This window comes from Streptomyces sp. NPDC048420 (assembly GCF_040651535.1).
Taxonomy (GTDB): Bacteria; Actinomycetota; Actinomycetes; order Streptomycetales; family Streptomycetaceae; genus Streptomyces.
Window position 1 is genome coordinate 61,214 of sequence record NZ_JBEZKG010000040.1, and the last position, 2,596, is coordinate 63,809.

Sequence of the window (2,596 nt, forward strand, 5' to 3'; positions counted from 1 at the left end):
CGAGGACCGCCCCAAACCGCCCGGCACCGGCTCCCGGCAAGCAAGCCCGCCCCGCTCAGAACCAGCCCGTGCCCGCCCGAACGACTAGAGGCAAGGCGCCGCGAATCCGGCTGACACCGGGCCGGGTGCCTCGTATCCGGCCGGTTCGAGGCCGGCCGGGCTTGAGGAGCGACTCACCGTACGGCCGCGCCCAGTCCCTGCCCCGGGGCAGGGACCGACCGGCATACGAACGTGACCCGCTGAGCGCCCCTCTGCCCACTGGATCAGGCCGACCCGTCAAACCGGCCCGTCTCTCTCGTCCCCCGCCCAGCCCGCGCAGCTCACCGCACCATCGGCTCGTCCTCGTCCAGCGCCGTCGACTTCAGCGGGGTGCGGGAGAGGAACAGGCCGAAGACCGGGGGCTGGGCCTGGAGCATTTCCAGGCGGCCGCCGTCGGCTTCCGCGAGGTCTCGGGCGACCGCGAGGCCGATGCCCGTGGAGTTGCGGCCGCTGATCGTGCGCTCGAAGATGCGGGCGCCGAGGTCGGCGGGGACGCCGGGGCCCTCGTCGGTGACCTCGATGACGGCCTGGTTGCCGGTGACGCGGGTGCGCAGGGCCACCGTGCCGCCGCCGTGCATGAGGGAGTTCTCGATCAGCGCGGCCAGGACCTGCGCGACCGCGCCAGGCGTGCCGACCGCCGTGAGGTGACGTTTCCCCGAGCTGACGATCGCCCGCCCCACACCGCGGTACGCGGGCCGCCACTCGGCGAGCTGCTGCTGGATGACCTCGTCGAGGTCGAAGGTGACGGCGTTGCCGGCCCGGGGGTCGCGGGAGTTGGTGAGCAGCCGCTCGACCACGTCCGTCAGCCGCTCCACCTGGGTGAGCGCGACGTTCGCCTCCTCCTTCACCGTGTCCGGGTCGTCGGTGAGGGTGATCTCCTCCAAGCGCATGGACAGGGCGGTCAGGGGCGTGCGGAGCTGGTGGGAGGCGTCGGCTGCCAGGCGCCGTTCCGCCGTCAGCATGCGCGCGATGCGCTCGGCCGAGGAGTCCAGTACGTCGGCGACCCGGTCCAGCTCGGGGACGCCGTACCGCTTGTGCCGGGGCCGCGGGTCGCCGGAGCCGAGGCGTTCCGCGGTCTCGGCCAGGTCGGTGAGCGGCGAGGCGAGCTTGTTGGCCTGGCGGATCGCGAGGAGCACCGCGGCGATCACCGCGAGCAGCGCCACCAGGCCGATGATCAGGAGCGTACGGCCGACCTCCCGGGTCACCGAGGAGCGCGGCTCCTGCACGGTGACCGTCTCGCCCTCCTCGCCCTTCTCGGTGGAGCTGATGACCTCACCGGAGGGCTTGGTGCCGACCTCGATCGGTGCTTCGCCCGGGATACGGATCACCGCGTGCCGGTCCGGCCCGACCTGGTCGCGCAGGATCTCCGCGGTCACGTCCTCCGCGGCGAACAACCGGCTGTCCACGATCCCGGCCAGCCGGATCGCCTCGGAGTCGACCCGCTCCTGGGCACTGTTGCTGATGGTGCGGGTCTCGACGATGACGAGGGAGACGCCGAAGACGGCGATCACCACGAGCACTACGGCGAGCGTGGACTGGATCAGTCGACGGCGCATGTCCTCTACCTGCTATTACCTGCTAGTACCTGCTGGTACCTGCTGACGGATACCCAGGGGTTCAGCTCTTCTCGAAGCGGAAACCCACTCCTCGTACCGTCGCGATGTACCGCGGGTTCGCCGCGTCGTCGCCGAGCTTCTTGCGGAGCCACGAGATGTGCATGTCGAGGGTCTTGGTCGACGACCACCACGTGGTGTCCCAGACCTCGCGCATCAGCTGGTCCCGGGTCACCACTCGGCCGGCGTCCCGGACGAGCACGCGCAGCAGGTCGAACTCCTTGGCGGTGAGCTGGAGTTCCTCGTCGCCCATCCACGCGCGGTGCGACTCGACGTCGATCCGCACGCCGTGGGTCGCGGGCGGCTGGGCGGGCTCGGCCGCCCCGCGCCGCAGCAGGGCCCGGACCCTGGCGAGCAGTTCGGCGAGCCGGAAGGGCTTGGTCACGTAGTCGTCGGCGCCCGCGTCGAGTCCGACGACGGTGTCCACCTCGTCGGCGCGCGCGGTCAGGATGAGGATCGGTACGGCGTGGCCTTCGGCGCGCAGTCGGCGGGCCACCTCGAGGCCGTCCATGCCGGGCAGACCCAGGTCGAGGACGACCAGGTCGATGCCGCCCTGCATTCCGGCGTCGAGTGCGGTGGGGCCGTCCTCACGCACCTCGACCTCGTACCCTTCCCGGCGCAGGGCGCGGGCCAGCGGCTCCGAAATGGACGCATCGTCCTCGGCGAGCAGTACACGGGTCATGAGCTGATGGTAGACCGCTCTTGACAGAACCAAGAGTGTGATCGGGGCGCTGTAGTTCTTACCTTTGAGCACATTCGCGCGAACCTGTGAATGATGGCCTGGAACTGTGCGGATACCTTGGAAAGGGGGTGTACGGTTCCATGGTCACCTGTGATTCATGTCTCAAGTGAAGTTTCCCCGTGATCTCGGACACGTGATCGTTATGCCGCGAGGGCGTGCTGATGCCGCTGCCTGGTCTCGGCCGGGGTGAGGTAGCCGAAAG

At 70.0% G+C, this 2,596-nt stretch carries 2 protein-coding genes; both read right to left on the minus strand.

Annotated elements, in window-relative coordinates; genetic code table 11:
• Window positions 1–320: 320 nt before the first annotated feature.
• Window positions 321–1,595: an ATP-binding protein gene (locus AB0D34_RS43175; protein ID WP_362672655.1), complete on the minus strand. Its 1,275-nt coding sequence runs from the start codon at window positions 1,593–1,595 to the stop codon at window positions 321–323.
• Between the two features lie 61 nt (window positions 1,596–1,656).
• Entirely contained in the window at window positions 1,657–2,334 is a 678-nt protein-coding gene (locus tag AB0D34_RS43180; RefSeq protein WP_007382513.1) for a response regulator transcription factor, read from the minus strand.
• Window positions 2,335–2,596 lie beyond the last annotated feature (262 nt).

Bases quoted from the DNA above. Each gene is read 5' to 3' on its own strand.
- AB0D34_RS43180 (WP_007382513.1), bottom strand. From the start codon at position 2,334: ATGACCCGTGTACTGCTCGCCGAGGACGATGCGTCCATTTCGGAGCCG.
- AB0D34_RS43175 (WP_362672655.1), bottom strand. From the start codon at position 1,595: ATGCGCCGTCGACTGATCCAGTCCACGCTCGCCGTAGTGCTCGTGGTG.